The following is a 19,658-nucleotide window of genomic DNA, read 5'->3' on the forward strand; positions in this document are numbered from 1 at the left end:
CCCGGCAGCGGGACGCTCACCTCACTGCAGGACCTCCTGCGTCACCACGATGTGCCCCTGGTCGGGGTTGATGATTCCGCCGAGGCGCTGGAAGGCGCCGTCCGTCAGGTCGAGGCACTTGGGCTGCTGCGGGGTCTGCTGGAAGGTGCCGCGGTCGTTGATGCGGACGACCAGGGACACGCCGTTGGCGACGTTCGTGACCCGCACCCGAGTGCCGAACGGCAACTGCGGGTTGCGGGTCAGCGAGGTCGCCGCGGTGTCGGCGTTGTTGTCGAAGATCTCTCCGCTGGCGGTGTAGGCGCCCGCCGGTATGGGGCCGTAGTGCGTGGCCCAGCAGGTGTCGGCCTGCGCGGTGGCGGGGGCGGCGCTGCTGCTGGGCGCCGCGATGAGCACGGCGGGCAGCGCGGTGATGGTGACGGCGAGGCGAGCGAGGGTGAGCGCGCGCATCATCAGGGCCTTTCCGAGGTGCGGTTGAGGTGGATGACAGGGTGCAGGGTGCGGCTCAGCCGGCGGACCGGTAGGCGGCACCCACCTGCGTGGCGGTCGTGCCGGCGTACAGGCCGGTGCCGTCGCCGCGGCTGGTGGAGAGCGTGAACCAGGCGTAGCGCTCGACGAACGGCAGGCTCTGGAGCATGGCCGTCGACTGCTGCACGAACGCCGCCTGCTGGGCCTGCGTCGGGTACCTCGCCGTACCGGACGACCAGTCGATCAGCGCGTACTCGGTGAGCCACAGCGGCTTCTTGTGCCGGTCGTAGGTGCTCTGGAGGTAACCGCGCAGCTGGGCGGTGGCGTTGGTGGCGTTGAAGTCGGCGCCGTACCAGTGCACCGGGATGAAGTCGACGCGCAGGCCCCGGGCGGCAGCGCCCTGGAGGAAGGAGTCCAGCCAGCCGCCGGCGACGTTCGCTCCGGTCGCCACCGCGGGTGCGCCCAGGCGCAGGCCGGTGGACTGAAGCCGGGGCCACAGGTCGAGCGCCTGTGTCACGCTCATGGTCGCCTGCCCCGGATGGTCGGGCTCGTTGAAGCCGAGCAGTGTGGTGCCCTGCTGCCTGGCCTGGTTCAGCTCGGCGTCGGTCACGGAGTTGGGCCCCCAGATCATGGGGACGAACTCGACGCCGGTCGGTGTGGTGATGGCGCCCCGGCTCGAGGACCAGGTGTAGAACCACCCGGACCGGGAGTCGGCGAGGCACTGGGTGACTCCGTTGAAGTCCCAGGCGCTGACGCCCTTCTTCTTCGTGGCGGCGGTGCCGGTCGCCGGTGCGGCTGTGGCGGTGGCGGTGCGGCCGACGGCCGAGAGGGCGATCGGTGCCGTCACCAGTGCGGTCAGTACGTTCCTTCTGCGCATGCTGTCCGTCGTCCGTCCCTTCAGGCGCCGCGGTGGAAGGTGACGGTGAAGCCGGTGCACCGGCTGCACTGCTGCATCACCTGGTTGCCGGGTTCCTGGTCCTGCTTCGACCAGCCGTATGCCTTGGGGCAGTTGGTGGCGATCATGTCGCTGTACGGGGTCTTGGCGTCGCGGTTGGGGTTGGTGCACAGCATCGGGGTGCCGTCGGCCCAGCGCGTCAGGTTCGCGGCCGGGCACTTCGGCAGCAGGTTGTCGGCACACCCCATGGTGGCGCAGCCGCCGCCGGTGCCGGTCACACCCGTGGGAGTGATGGTGATCGGGACCGAGAAGGCGTTGACGTAACTGACGTTGTACCAGGGCGCGAGGCCGTCCGCGCTGTCGAAGTTGAACTCCGCCAGACTGACCGGCTGTTCGCTCGTGTTCGGCGCGCAGTGGTCGTCGTACACGCCGCAGTCGCCGAGTTGGCAGTGGAAGGTGCTGCCGGGGACGCCGGTGCACCCCATGCGCGCGAAGAACTTGCCGCGCCAGTGGCCGGGGGCGGACGTCTCCGGGATGGTGATGGTCGCCGACTGCCCCGCCTCCAGGATCGGCAAGGAGCCGAAGTTCTTCGACCCGTCGGCGTTGACCTGACTGCCGACCCAGATCTTCCGGCCGGTGGCGTTGACGAACGTGACCGTGTGATTGATGGCTGAGGCGGCCGCCGGGACTGTTCCGTCGAGTGTGCCGCCGCTCGTACCGGTGGCTGCGTTCGGCGAGACGATGAACAAGAGGGCGGCGGCCATGGCCGTCAGGAGTAACTGAACTCTGCGCACAACTCCTCCGGTGTCAGGGTTGGGGCAGCCCCATATGACAGCGGCCCTCCCCTGTCCTGTCAATGGCCTGTACCAATACCTCGCGGCGATGCCGCGTTTTTCGGTCACAGCAGGGTGTACACGCTGTCACTCACCCGGCTCCGGCGCGGTGGCCGGGTGCCCTTGAACCATGTCACCCAGGACTGCGGGAGGGCGTCGCGGTCCAGGACGAAGTCGTCGAGCACCAGGCAGTCGATGTCCGACCTCAGGAAGCAGAGCAGGGCGTCGACGGGGGTGTGGACGATCGGCTCTCCGCGGAGGTTGAACGACGTGTTCAGCAGCAGCGGGCAGCCCGTCCGGTCGGCGAACGTCCGGATGAGGCGGTAGAAGCGCCCGTTCGTCGCCTCGGTGACGGTCTGAACGCGGGCCGACTTGTCGACGTGGGTGATGGCCGGCAGCGACAGCGGCGAGACGACCTCGCAGGTCTCCAGCATGAACGGCGACTCGTGGTCGAGCCGGAAGTGTTCGTGCGCGTGCTCGGCCAGCACGGCGGGCGCGAACGGCCGGAACGCCTCGCGCATCTTGACCGAGGCGTTGATCCGGTCACGCGTGTCGTCGCCCCGTGGGTCGGCCAGGATGGACCGTCCGCCGAGCGAGCGGGGCCCGAACTCCTCCCGGCCGTGGTACCAGCCGATCACCTTGCCCTCGGCCAGTCGTCCCGCGACGGCATCGAGGAGTCCCGCCTCGTCCCCGCGGAAGTCCGCGAAGGACTGGCCGGCGTACGCGCCGAGCAGCCGGGCGATACCGTCGGAGTCCGTGCCGGAGCCGAGGAGCACGGAGGTCAGCCGGTCCTGTCGGGGCCGCTCCCCGGTCAGGCGCTGGTGGGCCACCGCCGCGCACCCGAGGCTGCCGCCCGCGTCGCCGGCGGCCGGCTGCACGAACACCCTGGCGAAGGGGCCCTCCTCGACGATGCGGCGTACGGCGACGACGTTGAGGGCCACGCCTCCGGCCATGCACAGGTTCTCGCTGCCCGACATGCGGTGGGCCTTGTCGACCATGCGGAGCAGGGTCTCCTCGGTCACCACCTGGATGCTGCGCGCCAGGTCGTGGTGGACCTTGTCGATCTCCGACTCCGGCACCCGCGGTGCCACGCCGATCAGGGACGTGAAGCGCTCACCGAGCATGCCGTCCGGGTTGGTGAAGTCGAAGTAGTCCAGGTCGAGCCGGAACGACCCGTCCTCGGTGACATGGATCAGCCGGCCGATCTCGTCCCGGAACCGCGGTTCGCCGTAGGGGGCGAGCCCCATCACCTTGTACTCGCCCTCGTTCACCTCGAAGCCGAGGTAGCCGGTGACCGCGCTGTAGAGCAGGCCCAGGGAGTGGGGGAACTCCACCTGCTCGGTCAGTTCGAGCGAGGCGCCCCGGCCGATCCCCCAGCTGGTGGTGGCCCACTCGCCGACGGCGTCGACCGTCAGCACGGCGCTGTCGTCGAATCCGGAGAAGTAGTAGGCGCTCGCGGCGTGGGAGAGGTGGTGGTCGACGAACTCGACCCGGCCCTCCCAGCCCAGCAGGTTGCGGATCTCCCGCAGCGGCCGGTCGGCGTCCAGGCGGTACAGGGCGCTCGCGCTGCTGTCGGGGAAGGCGGGCAGGCCGGTCCACAGCTGGCGGTGGAGCTTCTTCGCCGGGTCCTCGTAGTAGGCCACGCAGTCCACGTCGGTGATGCGCAGACCGGCTTGGTCCAGGCAGTCGCGCACGGCGTCGATGGGCAGGTCGGGGTCCTGTTTGCGCCGGGTGTGGCGCTCCTCGTGGGAGGCGGCCACGAGCCGGCCGTCGACCAGCAGTGCGGCGGCCGAGTCGTGGAAGTGGGCCGAGATGCCGAGGACCACGGGTCCGCCGGGCGCCGGGGTAGGTGTGTTCCGCACGCTCATCGCGGGTCCCCCTGTCCGGCGGTGTGCGGCTCCGCCATCGCGACGGCGATCTTCCGGTCGCCGGTGAAGGGCTCCCGGCCGTGGCTGGACAGCATGTTGTCCACCACGAGGATGTCGTTCCGCTGCCAGTCGAAGCGGACCCGGCAGTCCTCGTAGCAGCGTCGCAGGTGGTCCATCACGTCGTCGGGGATGCGTCCGCCGTCGCCGTAGTAGGTGTTCGTGGGCAGGCCGTCCTCGCCGAACAGGGCGAGCAGGCCCTCCTGGACGTCCTCGGGGAGCGTGGTCACGTGGAAGAAGGTGATGTGGTTGAACCACACGTCCTCGCCGGTGCGCGGGTGGCGGTGCAGCGCGTCCCGCACCACGCGGGTGCGCAGCCCGTCCTCGCCGGTCCACTCGGGGATCAGCCCGTGCTCCTTGCAGTACGCCTCCACCTCGGCCCGGCTGTCGGTGCCGAACACCTTGGGCCACGGGACGCCGAAGTTGGCGTGGTAGTTGCGCACCAGACTCCAGCGCCGGCGCCTGAACTCCTCCCGGACGGCGGGGTCGATCGCCGCGTACAGCCGCCGGGTGTCGGCCAGCGGTGTCGATCCCAGCGTCTGCGGCGCGCGCAGGCAGTAGAAGTACAGCGTCATCGGCCAGGTGTCCTGGTAGGAGCACTCGTTGTGGAGGTAGATCTCCTCCTCGGCCGGGTGGTCGGTGGACGTGTACACATTGCCCTGGATCGAGGTGCGCGGGGAGGAGGCCTCGGTGTAGGTGAGCGTCTCCCCGGACAGGGCGTCGACGGTCGACTGCAGCCCGTCGACGCCGTCGATGTCGAATCCCCGGAAGAGGAGCGCTCCATGGGTGTGGAGCGCCGAGCGGAGTTCGTCCCGGTCGTGCTCGATGAGGTCTACGAGGTCGGTGGTGGAACCTGCTTGCACCACCAGCGGCAGCGCTGCCGACGCGGACATTCGGTCTCCTGACATAGCGGTGTTGCGGGCTGGCAGAGGGGTCGGACGGGCCGGTGCGGGACGTCCGGGGCGGTCGCCGTCGCCCCGGTGGGGCTCAGGGACTGTCCGTGATCCGGTCCGCCGGACGGGCTCCGGCCGTCTGGTCCAGGAAGGGCGCGTCCGACGGCGACAGCGGCCGCAGATCCGTCACCCAGGTCGCCTGCGCGTCGAACCGTGCGAAGAACGGCCGCCCGACCACGTCCGGGTCCCTGGCCTGCAGATAGCGCAGGGCGAGCGCGGGCTGTCCGGCGATCCGGGTCACTCCGTCGACGACCACTTTGCCGCGGGTGGCGGACATGGACGGGCCGCGGGCCGTGCGGGCCAGCCCGGTCACGGACGACAGGGCCTCCCGGTAGATCTCCCAGGCGCGCACGAGCGGAACCTCGAAGTACTGGCGCGGGCCGGTGTCGCGCTCCACGAACATGTAGTAGGGCACGGCGTCGAGGGCGACGGCGCGGGTCCACATCTCCTGCCAGACGGCGGCGTCGTCGTTGATCGACCTGACCACGGGCGCCTGGGTGCGGATCACCGCGCCCGTCGACCGGATCCGCTGGATCGCGCGGCGCACGGCTTCCGGGTGCAGCTCGCGGGGATGCGTGACGTGCGCCATGACCGCGAGGTGGCGGCCGCGGTCGCGGACCTCCTCGAACAGGCGCATGAGGTCGTCGGCGTCCTCGTCGTCGGTGAACCGGTAGGGCCAGTAGGTCAGTGCCTTGGTGCCGATCCGGATGTTCCTGATGTGCTCCATGCCCGGGGCGAGGAAGGGTTCGAGCGCGCGCCGCAGGTTGTCGGTGCGCATGATGAGCGGGTCGCCGCCGGTCACCAGGATGTCGGTGATCTCGGTGTGGTGCCGCAGGTAGGCGGCGAGGGCGTCGGCGTCGTCCTTCTCCGCGGCCATCTTCAGCTCGGGCACCCCGACGAACTGTGCCCAGCGGAAGCAGTAGGTGCAGTACGCGTGGCAGGTCTGGCCCTGGCGTGGGAAGTAGAGCAGCGTCTCCTGGTACTTGTGCTGTACGCCCGAGAGCCGCTGCCCCTGCCAGTGGGGGACGTTCTGGTCCGTCTGGCCCGCCGGGTGCGCGTTCATCCCCGCGCGGATCTCCCGCACGACGGGCGCGAGACGGGCGGGGCCCGCCTCCTCGCGCAGCAGGTCCGTCACGGTCTTCAGCTCGTCGGCGGCCAGCATGTCGGGCTGCGGAAACACCAGCCGGAAGACGGGGTCGTCGTGCACGTCGTCCCAGTCGATGAGCTCGTCGACCACGTACTGGTTGGTCCGGAACGGCAGGACCGCGGCCACGGCCCGTATCTGGAGCTTCGTCTCGGCGTCCGCCCCGCACCGGTTCAGCAGCGCGTCCAGATCGCGGGCCGAGTACGCCCGGAAGCGCGGCGGGGTCACGGCGTTCATCCGCGCACCTCGTCCCGGCCGGCGGAGTCCGATGCGACGGCGCGGGCGATCTCCTCGTCCTGGCCGGCGGGGCCCGGTGCGACCGCGCGGGCGATCTCCTCGGCCGTGAGCGCGGCATGGGACCGCTGGACCAGGGTGAAGTGGTCGGCGCCGGGCACGGTCCGGGTCCGCACCGGTGTGCCCAGTGCCTCCTCCCAGCCGAGGGTCGGGGACGTCCCCTCCGGCCGCGGCTGGTCACCGGCGAGCAGCAGCGTGAGCCGGGTGTCCCTGAGGCGGGCGCGCCGCATCCGGTAGTTCACGAGCGCGGTGGCGTTGGCGTCGAACACCGTGAACCTGCGGCGCAGCGACTGCTGCTCCTCGCCGGCCGCCGGCCTCTCGCCGCTGAGGAGCGCGGTGTCGGCCGTCTCGCCGGTCATGCGCTCCAGATCGCGGGCGAAGGACGCCACCCGGTCGGCGTCGGGTCCTGCGAAGTGCTCGAAGGCCTTCGAGCCCGGCGCGTAGCTGTCCAGCAGCACCAGGGAGGCGGTGCGCACGCCCTCGAAGGAGAGCTGGCGTGCCATCTCGTAGGCGACGGCGCCTCCCATGGACCAGCCGGCGAAGTGGTACGGCCCCTCGGGCTGCACCTTGAGCACCTCGTGGAGGTAGGCGGCCGCCATCTCCTGGACCGAGGTGAAGACGGTGCCGCCGTCCAGGCCGGGCGAGCGGACCCCGATGACCGTGAACTCGGCGGGCAGCGCCGACGCCACCTCCCGGAAGCACAGCACGTCGCCGCCGATCGGGTGCACGAGGAACAACCGCGGTCCCCCGGCCGTGCCCTGACGCAGCGTCAGCAGCAGTTCGCTGGTCCGGTCGTCGGAGTCCTTGCGCAGTTCGCGTACGGACGCGGCCAGACGGTCGATGCGCGGTCCCTCCAGCAGCTTGCGCAGCGACAGCGACAGGCCGGTCTTCTTGCGGATCCGGGTGAGCAGGATGGTGGCGAGCAGTGAGTGCCCGCCGACGGCGAAGAAGTCGTCGGTGACGCCGAAGTCGTCGTGGCCGAGGAGTTCGGACCACATGGACCGGATCAGGGTCTCGGTGTCGTCCCGGGGCGCGACCCGCTCCTGTGCGGCCGGGGACGAGGTGCCCCGGAGGGAGGAGCGGTCCAGCTTGCCGTTGGGCAGCAGCGCGAACCGGTCGACGAAGAGGAACAGGGAGGGGACGACGGCCAGCGGCAGCCGCTCACGCGCGTGGCGGCGCAGTTCCTCGGTGGTCAGGGCGGAGCCGGGCGAGCGCACGACGTAGGCGACGAGCGAGCCGTCCGCCTCCTTGTCCGCCTCCACGTGGACCTGGCGCACCTGCGGATGGGTGGTCAGCTCGGCCGCGACCTCCGCGGGATGCACCCGGACGCCGCGCACCTTGAGCAGATCGTCGCTGCGCCCCTCGACGTGGATCTCGCCCAAGGCGCCGACCACTGCGAGGTCTCCCGTGTGGTAGACGAGGTCGTCCGGGTCGTCGGACAGCGGGTTGGGGCGGAAGTGGGAGGCCGCGCGGGCGTCGTCGAGGTAGCCGAGGGTCCGGTACGGCGTCCGGATGACGATCTCGCCGCGTTCGCCGGGGCCGCGGACGGAGCCGTCCGCGCCCAGGACGACCGCCTGGGCGCCGGGCAGCGGGCGGCCCACGGGCACCGGTCCGGCGTCCTGTTCGGCCGTCAGCCGGTGGAACGTCTTGATCATGGTCGTCTCGGTGGGCCCGTAGAAGTTGACGATTTCGGTGTCCGGGCCCAGCAGCCGCTCCCGCAGCTCCTGGACGAGCCGGCCGGTGAGGGGCTCGCCCGCGAGGCAGAGCAGCCGCAGACCGGCCAGGGGCGCGCTGTCCCGGTCGGTGTCCCGCAGCCAGGACGCCGCCACGCTGGGTGTGGTGTGGACGATGGTGACGCGCTCGCGTGCCAGCCAGTCCACCATCCGTGCCGTGTCGTCCAGGGCGCTCGCCGGCGGCAGGCACAGGGTGGCCCCCTGGGTGAGCGGCACCAGGACGTCGCGCAGGACCGCGTCGAAGGAGAGCGTGGTCAGCTGCGCCACGCGGTCCCCGGCGTGCACGCCGAACTCCGTGGTCTCCCAGTCGATGAAGTGGTCCAGGCCGCGGTGTGATCCGACGACCGCCTTGGCCTCGCCGGTCGTGCCGGACGTGAAGAAGACGTACGCCGGTTCCAGGGGCCGGGCGGGGACGGGCCCGAGCGGCTCGTCCGTGCTCTTCGCGAGCTCCTCGAAGGACAGGCGCCGCACGGTGGCGTCGCCCGGCGCCTGCGTCGCGGTCGACGGCTCGGTGAGCAGGATCTGCCGGACGCCGGCCTTGGCCACCATGGCGGCGCGCCGCGGTTCGGGCAGACCGTCGTCGAGGAGGACGGCGGTGGCGCCGGCGCCGAGCGCGGCGACGAGGGCGGCGACGGTGGCGGGCGACTTGCCGCCCAGCACACCGACGCGCTGCCCGGCCTGGAGGTGCTGCGTGGCGCCCGACACCGCGGCGGCCAGCTGACGGTAGGTCACCTCGCCTTCCGCCCAGGAGACGGCGACGGCGTCCGGGGTGGCGGCGGCGCGGCGCCGGAACAGCTCGGCGACGGGGACGAGGTCCCGCGCGGGCAGCGGCTCGGCGAAGGGGTGTTCGGCGCGGCCGGCGTCGGCCAGCGGACGCTCCGGCTGCTCGGCGGCGAAGCGGAGCAGGCGCGTGAACCGCTCGGCGAGCGCGGCCGCGAACTCGGCCTGGACCGTGTCGGCGTCGTACTCGAAGTCCAGGACGGTGCCCGCCTCCGTGGGGCGCACCACCACGGTGAGGTCGAACTTGGCCGTCGGCGCCGTCCCCGAACCGTCGCCGGCGTCGGCGACGACGTCGACGGGACGCAACAGGGCGGCCTCACGCGGCAGTTCCTCGCGCGGCGGCATCCGCAGCATCACGGAGAACAGCGGGCTGCGGTCCCCGTCCCGGGCGGCGGCGACGGCCTCCACGACCTGCGCGTAGGAGACGTCCCGGTGCCCCGATGCCTCGACGAGCGTCGACCTGACCCGGCCGAGCGCCTCCTGGAACGTCGGGGTGCCCGCCATGTCGAAGCTGTAGGCGTGTGTGCGGACGAAGAACCCGACGACGTCCTCGAACTCCTCGCGGTCCCGGCCCACGCTGTCGCTGCCGATGACGACCCGGTCCTGTGCCGCCGCCCGGGACAGGCCGTAGGCGAGGACGGTCATCATCGCCATGTACTCGGTGGCCCCGGACTTCGCGCACTGCTCGGCGAGGCGGTCGGTCACCTCTCGGGCGACCGGGACGCGCAGCACCCGCGCCTGGTGGGGCCGTTCGCCGGGCACGGGACGTCCCCAGGGCACGTCCGGGGCGGGGGTGTCGGCGAGCAGGTCGCGCCAGTAGGCGAGGTCGGTCTCGGCGCGCTTGCCGGTCGTGCGGCGTGCGCGCCAGGCCGCGTAGTCGCCGAACTGGAGCCGGGGCGTGTCGCCGTCCAGGTGCGTGTGCCGGTCGGTGCCCGCGAGCAGCTCGTCCACCTGCTGGGCGACAAGGCTCCACGACACCCCGTCGCAGCACAGGTGATGGATGGTCAGGCCGACGAGGAGCTCGTCGCCCGCGACCCGGACCGTGCGGACGCGCACCAGTGGGCCGGTGACCAGGTCGAAGGCGTCGGCTGCCGCCTTCGACAGGGCGGCCAGGCCCGACGGCCGGTCGGTCACGGCCGGCAGGGCGGCGAAGTCGACGGCGGCCTCGCCCACCGACTGCACGGGGCGGCCGTCGACCTCGCGGAAGCGCAGGCGCAGCGCCTCGTGGCGGCGGCACACCGTGAGGAAGGCCGTGCGTACGGTCTCCTCGTCGAGGCCGGCGGGCAGCCGGAACACGCCGGCCATGTTGTAGGCGGAGCTGTGGGGGTCCAGCTGCTGGAGGAACCACAGGCCCTCCTGCTCGGGGGAGAGCGGCTGGTCGGCCTCGCGCGGGACGGGCACGGGGGCCGGTTCCTCCTCGGCCCGGGCGCCCTCTCCCAGGGCGCCGTCCACGGCCTGGGCGAGTGTGGCGATCGTCGCCGAACGGAACAGGGTCGGCAGGTTCAGATCGACCTCGAACGTCCGGCGGATCCGGGCGAGGAGCCGGGCCAGCATCAGCGAGTGGCCGCCGAGATCGAAGAAGTTGGCGTGCCGGGAGGTGATCTCCTTCTTGAACGCCTCGGACCACAGCTCGGCGACGCGCCGCTCCGTCGTGGTCCACTCGCCGTCGTCCGCCGCCTCGTGCGGCTGCTGTGGGGCAGCGTCGTCGGGGTCGGGGAGCGCGGACCGGTCCAGCTTGCCGTGGCCGGTGAGCGGCAGCCGCTCCAGGAGGACCACCTGGGCCGGGACCATCGCGTTGGAGCCGGCCGCGGCCACGTGCCGCCGCACGGCGGAGGCGTCCACGCCCGCGCCCTGCGCCGGCACGACGTAGGCGACGAGGGCGGGACCGTCGTCCCCGGCGCGGACCACGACGGCCGCGTCCTCGACCTCCGGCATACGGGTGATCACCGCGCCGACCTCGGCCGGGTGGACGCGGACGCCGAGGATCTTGACCTGGTCGTCCACGCGGCCGTGGATCTCCAGGTCCCCCTGGGGGCCGATGCGGCCCAGGTCGCCGGTCCGCTGCACGAGGTCGGTGGGGTCGTCGGGGTTGAGCGGGTTGACCTCGAACAGCGGCTCCTCCCCCGCGGCCGGGCGCCAGGTGCCCCGGGTGAGGTGCGGGGTGCGGATCAGCACGTGTCCGGGTTCGCCGACGCCGCACCGCCGGCCGCGGTTGTTGACCACGAGCAGTTCGGCGCCGTCGATGGCCTTGCCCACGGGCAGGATGCCGGGCGGGACCTCGCCGTCCGGCACGGGGTACCAGGACTTGAGGATGGTGGCCTCGGTCGTCCCGTAGAGGTTGACGAACCGGGTGCCCGCGTCGGCGGTCGCCTTCCGCCAGCGGTTGACGAGGCTGCCCGCGAGCGGCTCGCCGGACAGACAGATCAGGCGCAGCGCCGGGAAGCCGGGGCCGGCCGGCTGTTCGGCCAGCAGCGTGGACAGCACGCTCGGCACCGTCTGCAGGACCGTCACCTCGTCCTCGCGCAGCCATGCGAGCACCCGCGCCACGTCGACGAAGGGCCGGTCGGTCGGCGGGAGGCACACGGTGGCGCCCCCGATGAGCGCCGGGAACAGGTCCTTGAAGACGGCGTCGAAGGTCAGCGCGGCCGTCTGGGCGACGCGGTCGCCCGGGCCGATGGCGAGGGCCCGCTGTTCCCACGCGCAGAAGTGGGCGAGCGCCCCGTGCCAGCCCAGGACACCGCGGGGTTCACCGGTGGTGCCGGAGGTGAAGCACACGTACGCGTCCGCGGCGGCGGCCACGTCGGGCAGCTCCACGTCCTGCGCCGCTGACCGCTCCAGCTCGGCGAGCCGGACCACCGGCGTGGCGGTTCCGGCGCCCGCCGGCGCCGTGCGGCCCTCGTCCTCGGCGTCCGGCTCCCCCGTCCGCTCGGTCGTGTCGACGAGCAGCGCCGGGCGTGCCCGTTCCAGCACGTCCCGCACCCGGCCCTCCGGCTGGGTGACGTCGATCATCACCAGGACCGCGCCGGCCCGCAGGACACCGAGCATGGCCACGACGGTCTCCGGCGACCGGCCGCCCCGGACGGCCACCACGTCCCCGGTCGTCACCTGGCGCGTCCGCAACGCCCGGGCCGTCGCGGAGAACCGCTCCACGAGCTCCTGGTACGTGTGGGACCGCGTGCCCCGGACCAGTGCGACGGCGTGCGGGAGCCGGGAGGCCGTGGCCTCGATCAGGGCGGGGACGGTGGTGCTCTCGACCAGGTGCCGTGACGGCGTCGTCGACGCGGTGGGGTGGTCGTCGGCGTGCGTCATCTGAGTGTGAGTCCAATCGTGTGGTCGGGACTGCCCTGGGGGCCGGTCAGAGGGCTATCTCGTCGACGTATGCGTCGGGCTTGTCGACGGCGGCCTCGACGAAGGAGGCGAGCTGGCGGGCCATGAGCGCGGCGCGCTCGTCCGAGATGCGGCCCCGGGCGTACACGAGACGTGCCTCGTAGCCCTCGGTGAGCGGGAAGACCTCGAACTTGAGGTCGTAGTGGGTGTGCCGGGGCGGGAACTGTTGGACGCGCACGGTGACACCGTCGGTCTGCCGTTGCCACGCCGGCATGTTCTGGAAGACGAACAGGTTCTGGAACAGGGGCAGCCGGTCGGCGGTCCGGGCGCCTCCGACCTCGGCGACGATGCGCTCGATGGGCACGACCGAGTGGCGCTGGCCCGCCACGACGGAGGTCCGGGCGCGGTCCAGCACCTGGGCGATGGTCGCGTCCTCGTCGATCTCCAGACGCTGCGGGACGGTGGTGACGAAGTAGCCGGCCAGGTCGGCGGTCCAGGGCGGCGTCCGGTTCGCCATGGGAGTGCCGACGACGACGGTCTCCTGGCCGGAGAGCCGGGCCAGCCAGGCCGTGTAGCCGGCGAGCAGGGCCATGAACTCGGTGATGCCGTGCTCGCGGCACAGCCGCTTCAGCCGGGCGGGAAAGTCCGGCGACCAGCGCAGCGCGACGCTGTCGGCGGGCACGCTGAGGGAGGGGCCGCGCGGCTCGTCCACCGGCAGGTCGAGCCCGTCCGGCGTGTTGGCCAGTACGGTGCGCCAGTGCCGCAGCGACTCCTCGACGGCCGCCCGGTGCTCCGGGCGGGTCTCCCGCGTGCGCTGCCAGGCCGCGTGGTCCACGATCTGCAGGCGCGAGTCGTCGGGTCCCGGGTCCGGTTCGGTGAGCAGTCGGCTCAGCTCGTCGGTCAGCAGCGACCAGGTCCAGCCGTCCGCGATGATCTGGTGGGTGACCATGACGAGCAGGTGGTCGGCGGGGCCGAAGCTGACCGCGCGGGCCCGCAGCGGTGGTCCGGCGGCCAGGTCGAACGGCTCGTACGCCGTCTGCGTCACCCATCGTCGCACGGTCGCGTCATCCGCCGTCAGGCCCGTCCCGTCCGTCCACTCCAGGGCTGGGGGCTGGGCGCCGACGACGGCCCGCGGCTCACCGTCCACGGAGCGGAACGTCGTCCGCAGCACCTCGTGCCGCCGCACCAGAGCGGCGAAGCCTTCCGCCACCCGTTCGGCGCTCACCCCGGTGATCCGGAACGCGGTGGGGGCGCTCATCGCGGTGCTCTCGGGCTCCAACTCCTGGAGGAACCACAGGCGTTCCTGGTAGCGGTTGAGGGGCAGCTCACCCTCGCGCGGTATCCGCGACGGCACCGTGTCCGTGCCGGGGCCCGTGTCCGCGGCGGTGAGCAGGGCGCGCAGCCGGTCGAGGGTCGGCTCCGTGAAGAAGTCGGCCAGGGCGACGGTGCGGCCGAACTCCTCGGCGGCGTCGGCGAGCAGCCGGACGGCGTGCAGTGACGTGCCGCCCGCGCGCAGGAAGTGCGGCTCGGTGGTGCCGAGCACGCCGGCCCACAGGCGCTCCAGCGGGTCGGCGCCGGCGGCCTGTCCGCTCGGGTCGGACTGCTCCTCCAGGATCGCGCGCAGTGCCGTCACGTCGGCCTTGCCGTGCGCGGTCTTCGGCATCGCGTCCACGGGGGTGAGGCCGGCCGGTATCGAGCCGGCCGGCAGGATGCCCAGCAGCTCGTCACGCCATCCGGACCAGGGCACGCCGGGGACCAGGACGGCGAAGGCGTGCAGGCGTGCGACGCCGGCCGCGTCGGCACGCGTCACCACGACGCACTCCTCCACACAGGGCAGCGACTGCAGGGCGGCTTCCACCTCGCCCAACTCGATGCGGACGCCGCCGATCTTCACCTGGCGGTCGTTGCGGCCGTGGTACAGGTACGCCCCGTCCGGCCGGCGGCTGGCCAGGTCGCCGGTGCGGTACATGCGCCGGGTCGGGTCGGCCGGGTGGGGCACGAAGCGCTCGGCCGTGATCTCGGGCAGGTTGAGGTAGCCACGGGCGATGCCCACGCCGGCGATGCACAGCTCACCGACCTGGCCCTCGGGCACCTCGGTGCCGTCCTCGCCGACGACGAGCAGCTCGATGCCGGTGATGGGGTGGCCGATGGGAACCGGTGCGGTGGGTGAGGCGTCCGCGGCACACTGCCAGTGGGTGACGTCGACGGCGGCCTCGGTGGGGCCGTAGAGGTTGTGGAGCTCGGCGTGGGGCAGCCGCTCGAAGAACCGCCGGGCGAGGGACGGGCCGAGCGCCTCGCCGCTCACCATGACCGAGCGCAGCCGCGGGCAGTCCCCGGGCCGCACCCGGCGCAGGAACTCCGTGAGCATGCTCGGCACGAAGTGCGTGACGGTCACCCGGCGCTCCGTCAGGAACCGTGCCAGGTAGCCGGGGTCCCGGTGTCCGTCGGGAGCGGCGAAGGCCAGTTCCGCTCCGGTCATCAGGGGCCAGATGAACTCCCACACCGAGACGTCGAAGGTGTACGGCGTCTTCTGTGCGACCACGTCACCGGGTCCGATACCGAAACGATCCTGCATCCACCGCAGACGGTTGACGATGGCGGCGTGCTCGATCATCACGCCCTTGGGGCGGCCCGTGGAACCGGACGTGTACAGGACGTAGGCCAGGTGGTGCGGCGCGGCCGAGTCGATCGGCGGCGCCTGGCCGGGCCCGGCGTGTGCGCGGGGAGTGAGCCGCGGCACGCCGCCGTCGGCGAGGGACCACAGCCGGGACGACTCCTCGGCGACGACCGCCGCGGGCGCGGCGTCGCGCAGCAGAGCGAGGATCCGCCGGTCCGGGTCCGTGGTGGACAGCGGCAGCCACGCCCCGCCCGCCCGCACGACGGCGACGATCGCCACGGCCAGGTCCACGGAGCGCTCCATCTGGAGCGCCACGATCCGGTCGGGCCCCACCCCCGCCGCCACGAGCGCCTCGGCCAGGGCGGCCGAGCGGACGTCGAGTTCGCGGTACGTCAGGACCTGCCGGTCGTCGCAGACCGCCCGCGCGTCGGGTGTCCGGCGGAACTGCTCGACCAGCGCCGCACACAACGACTCCGGACCGGTACCAGACACGGTGCTGCCCCCCTCGTGAATACCCTGCCGGCGGATCGAACAAGATCGCCCCAGCGATGCACGAGAGGGGACTGTGGCACATCGGAAGCACTTTAGGAAGATCCTTATTTGGTCAAGGAATCTTTCCTTGCATTGATCAACTGGTGATGTAATCTGCCTCAGTCCCGCCCCGGCAACCCGCCGTACCAGGGCGGATGTTGACGTGTTGACGAAATGCCGTACCGACTCTGGAAAGGGTGTTGACGGTGTGTGGACTCGCGGGCTTCGTCGGGCCACGGCACGATCCCCGGGCGGCGCGCGGAACACTCGACGCCATGAGCGCGGCCATCCGGCACCGGGGACCGGACTCCACCGGATTCCATGTCGACGAAAGGGTGGCATTCGCGTTCACCCGGCTGGCGATCAACGACCTCGAAGCCGGCGACCAGCCGATGTACGACGAGAGCCGGCAGATCGTCGCCATGACGACCGGCGAGATCTACAACTACCGCGAACTGCGTGACCTCCTCGTCAGCCGGGGCCACACCCTGCGCACACGCTGCGACACCGAGGTGATCCCGCACCTCTACGAGGAGTTCGGCCGCGACTTCGTCAGCCGGCTCGACGGGCAGTTCGCGGTCGTGCTCTACGACCACCGCGAACAGCTCTTCATCGGCGCCCGCGACCACTTCGGCGTCACGCCGCTGTTCTACGCCCACCAGGGCGGCGAGTTGGTCTTCGGCTCCGAGATCAAGGCCATGCTGGAGCACCCCGCGGTGCCGCGCCGCGTCGACCTCGTCGGCCTGGACCAGGTGTTCACCCTGCCCGGTCTGGTGAGCCCGCGCACCATGTTCGAGGGCGTCCACAGCGTGCCGCCCGGCACCGCCGTCGCGTTCCGCCCGGGCGACCGGCCCAAGGTCTGGACGTACTGGGACCTCGCCTACCCGCGCACCGACGCGGACGTCGAACGCCACGACGAGGCGTACTACGTCCGCCGGGTCGAGGACCTGCTGGTCCGTTCCGTCGAGAAGCGTCTGCAGTCCGACGTGGAGGTCGGCCTGTACCTGAGCGGCGGTCTGGACTCGTCCCTGGTCGGCGCGATCATGCGGCATCTGATGCCGGACGCCGACATCCAGTCGTTCGCGGCGGCGTTCCCCGAGCGGGAACTCTCCGAGAGCGACTACCAGCGGCTGATGAGCGGTGTCCTCGACACCCGCCACACCGAGCGCTTCGTGCACGGCGAGGAGATAGCCTCCCGGCTGCGCGCGGTCGTACGGCACACCGAGTGCCCGCTGAAGGAGTCGTTCAACTCGGCCGCCCACGCGCTGTCCGAGGCCGTGCACCGCGCCGGCGTCAAGGTGGTGCTCACCGGGCAGGGCGCGGACGAACTGTTCGGCGGCTACATCGGCTACCGCTTCGACCAGGTCCGGCGCACCCAGGCCGCGGGCGGCGTCACCGACCTGCGCGAGGCCCGGATGCGCGAAAGCCTGTGGGGCGACGAGAACTTCTTCTACGAACGCAACGACGCCGGATTCGGGGCCACCAAGGCCCGGCTGTACTCGGCGCCGGTACGTGAGCGGCAGGGCGAGATCGACTGCCTCGGCCACCCGTTGGTCGACCGCGAGCGCCTGACCGGCCTGCACGATCTGCACCGCCGTTCCTACCTCGACCTCAAACTCCGGCTGGCGGACCATCTGCTCGGCGACCACGGCGACCGCATGGTGTTCGCCCACTCGGTGGAGTCCCGCCATCCCTTCCTCGACCGGGAACTCGTCGAGTTCCTCGCGACCGTGCCGCCCGAGCTGAAGCTGAAGGGACTTGAGGAGAAGTACCTCCTCAAGCAGGTCGCCCGGGAGTGGATCCCGCGCCGGATCGTGGACCGCGAGAAGTTCGGCTTCACCGCGCCGGGCAGCCCGCACCTGATCCGGCAGGACGACCCCGCGATCGAGGCCCTGCTGTCCCGCGAACGCATCGAGGCGGACGGCTACTTCGATCCGGACCAGGTGGAGCGGCTCGTCCGCGAGTACGCCACGCCCGGGTTCCGCATCAACGTTCCCTTCGAGACCGACCTGTTGATGACCGTACTCACCTTCAACCTGCTCCTCGACCTCTACGACCTGCCCGCATACTCCGCCTGACGGCAACTCAGGCGGGCGCCGGGCAGCAGCCCTGCCCGGATCCACATCGCCAGGGGGACAACGGATGCCGCCGACCGATCCGACGCACAGCATCACCGAGCGACTCAGCCGCACCCTGTCCGGGCCGGAGGGAACCCTCGCCCTGGCCCGGATGCAGCTGCTGGGCCGGCCCGTCGAGCGTTCGACGGAGCTGACCACGCCCACCCCGTCGGGAGCCGGGGTGGGCGTGTGGCGCCTGGCGGACGGGCAGTTGAGCCGGGACACCGGACGCCGGGACGAATGGCGCTACTGGGCCGACCTGCCGGAGATACCCCTGCGCCCCGGACACCGCCGTGTCGCCGTGCTCGGGGAGTCCGCGACCCGCGGGTACTTCTTCGACCCGGCGTACTCGCTGGCCGGCCTCGTCGGCACCGCCCTCGACGGCGTGGACGTCCTTGACCTCGCCCGCACCAACTGCTCCCTGGCGGAACTCCTCACGACGGCGGCCGAAGCCCTCGCCCTCGGCGCCGACGCGCTCGTGGTGCACGCCGGGAACAACTGGAACAACGTCGACCCGACGCCCGTGGAGCGCCACGAACTGGCCCTGCTGCTCGAAGAGGGCGGCTTCCCGGCGGCCGCGGCGTCCTTCCGGGAGCTCGTCACCGAGGTCGCCGCGAGCGCGCTGGACCTGCTGCGCGAACTGGCGGGCGGGGTCCCCGTCGTCCTGGTCGTCCCGGAGTTCAACCTGGGCGACTGGACGGACGAGCCGATCCTCGACTGCCCCGCCCTGCCCGCCGGGCGGATGCGGCGCTGGCGAAGCGCCCGGGACGAGGCCGAGCGGGCCCTGCGCAGCGGCGACCTCGCCGGCGCCCGCACGCTCGTCGCCGAGATGACCGCCCTCGACGGCGGCTCCAGCCCCGTCTCCCACCGTCTGGCGGCACGCTGCGCGGCCTCGCCCGACGAGGCGCTCACCGCGCTGCGGGCGGCCAAGGACGCGGTGGTCAGCCCCTTCGCCATCCACTCCCCGCGCACCCTGGCCTCCGTGCAGGAGGTGATGCGCCGCAAGGCCGGCGAGGCCGGCTTCCACCTCGTCGACCAGGCGGCCCTGTTCCGGGACGGCGACGCCGGCGCGCCGGGCCGCCGGTGGTTCCTCGACTACTGCCATCTCACCTTCGACGGACTGCGCGCCACGGCCCTGGCCGTGGCGGAATCCCTCGCCACCGCCCTGGAGCTGCCCGAACGGCCGGACACCGGCCGCGTACCGGCCCGGGCCGCCGCCGACCGGCTCGCCCTGGCCCATTTCCTCGCCGCCGTGCACAACGCCCACTACGGCCAGCCCGAGGACGTACTGCGCCACCACCTGACCCGGGCACTCGACGCCGACGCCTCGGTCGCCGACCGCTTCGAGGACTACCTCGACTACCAGACGAGGATCGCCCCGAACTGGATGTGCTCCTCCTACGAGCGCTCCACCCAGGACCCGGCGTTCCGGCGCTACATGGTGGTCGGCGACGGCCGGCTCAACGGCAAGCTGGCGGACCACGGCCTGCGCGAGGTCATGCTCGACGTCCTCGAAAGCAGGGGCGTCCCGGCGCGCCGGCGCTACGAGGACCTGCTGGTCGCCGAACACTCCGGCAGCACCGACCTGCTGGCCGATGCGAGCCTGGCCACCACGTTCAACGAACGCCGTGACGCCGGTGTCGGACCGCGCGTGGCGTACCTGCGGGTGAGCTCCCCCCGCACCCGCTCCACCCTCGTCGTCGACGAACCGGCCCCGCTCGTCCTCGAAGTGACCTGGCGGCTGCCGGCCGAGGTACCGGTCGCGCCGGTGTCGGTCGCCGTGAACGGCCACACGGTGGGCACGGCCGAGGTGGGCCCGGCGTGGACGACCCGGGAGTTCACCGTGACCCCGGACCTCCTGCGCCGCGGCCGCAACACCGTCGAGATCCGCTGGCCGGAGGGGGGCGACGGCACCGACGCGCTCGTCGCCGGGGCCCCGGCCCGCCTGGAGTGCGGCGAGAACGTCCCGAGTCACCCGGTCCACGGCCACCTCCACGGCTGGTCCGCGACCCGGCTCGTGCCCGCCGCGGTCTGACCAACCCCG

The 19,658-nt window shown here is 72.2% G+C and carries 10 protein-coding genes; 2 read left to right on the top strand and 8 right to left on the bottom strand.

Going from position 1 to position 19,658, the window contains the following annotated elements:
* Positions 1-21: 21 nt before the first annotated feature.
* The 8 genes from CHR28_RS09250 to CHR28_RS09285 form a co-directional block, all read right to left on the bottom strand.
* Positions 22-450 (bottom strand): septal ring lytic transglycosylase RlpA family protein, encoded by a 429-nt coding sequence (locus CHR28_RS09250; RefSeq protein ID WP_256984178.1) that lies wholly within the window; start codon positions 448-450, stop codon positions 22-24.
* A gap of 52 nt (positions 451-502) precedes the next feature.
* A complete protein-coding gene (locus CHR28_RS09255; RefSeq protein ID WP_094053032.1) occupies positions 503-1,342 on the bottom strand; it encodes a glycosyl hydrolase in 840 nt (279 codons plus the stop codon).
* 20 nt (positions 1,343-1,362) lie between these two features.
* On the bottom strand, positions 1,363-2,124 hold the full coding sequence (locus CHR28_RS09260; protein ID WP_094053033.1) for a thaumatin family protein: 762 nt from the start codon (positions 2,122-2,124) through the stop codon (positions 1,363-1,365).
* A 134-nt stretch (positions 2,125-2,258) separates the two neighbouring features.
* Complete coding sequence (locus tag CHR28_RS09265; RefSeq protein WP_094053034.1) at positions 2,259-4,061, bottom strand: carbamoyltransferase family protein; 1,803 nt, start codon at positions 4,059-4,061, stop codon at positions 2,259-2,261.
* Positions 4,058-5,011, bottom strand: a complete 954-nt coding sequence (locus CHR28_RS09270) for a TauD/TfdA family dioxygenase (protein ID WP_094053035.1) — start codon at positions 5,009-5,011, stop codon at positions 4,058-4,060. The genes CHR28_RS09265 and CHR28_RS09270 overlap by 4 nt, the downstream gene beginning before the upstream one ends.
* Before the next feature lie 94 nt (positions 5,012-5,105).
* On the bottom strand, positions 5,106-6,452 hold the full coding sequence (locus tag CHR28_RS09275) for a KamA family radical SAM protein (RefSeq protein ID WP_094053036.1): 1,347 nt from the start codon (positions 6,450-6,452) through the stop codon (positions 5,106-5,108).
* Positions 6,449-12,331 carry an amino acid adenylation domain-containing protein gene (locus tag CHR28_RS09280; protein WP_094053037.1) on the bottom strand — a complete coding sequence of 1,961 codons (5,883 nt, stop codon included), beginning with the start codon at positions 12,329-12,331 and terminating at the stop codon, positions 6,449-6,451. Before CHR28_RS09280 ends, CHR28_RS09275 begins: the two co-directional genes overlap by 4 nt.
* 46 nt (positions 12,332-12,377) lie before the next feature.
* A complete protein-coding gene (locus CHR28_RS09285; RefSeq protein WP_179272361.1) occupies positions 12,378-15,458 on the bottom strand; it encodes a non-ribosomal peptide synthetase in 3,081 nt (1,026 codons plus the stop codon).
* A 245-nt stretch (positions 15,459-15,703) separates the two neighbouring features.
* On the opposite strand from CHR28_RS09285, the gene asnB reads away from it, so the two are divergent.
* Together asnB and CHR28_RS37685 are read left to right on the top strand one after the other, a co-directional pair.
* Entirely contained in the window at positions 15,704-17,575 is a 1,872-nt protein-coding gene (gene asnB, locus CHR28_RS09290; RefSeq protein WP_179272362.1) for an asparagine synthase (glutamine-hydrolyzing), read from the top strand.
* A gap of 64 nt (positions 17,576-17,639) precedes the next feature.
* Positions 17,640-19,649, top strand: a complete 2,010-nt coding sequence (locus tag CHR28_RS37685) for a hypothetical protein (RefSeq protein ID WP_094053039.1) — start codon at positions 17,640-17,642, stop codon at positions 19,647-19,649.
* Positions 19,650-19,658: the final 9 nt, after the last annotated feature.

Source organism: Streptomyces sp. XY006 (genome assembly GCF_002237655.1).
Lineage (GTDB): Bacteria > Actinomycetota > Actinomycetes > Streptomycetales > Streptomycetaceae > Streptomyces > Streptomyces levis.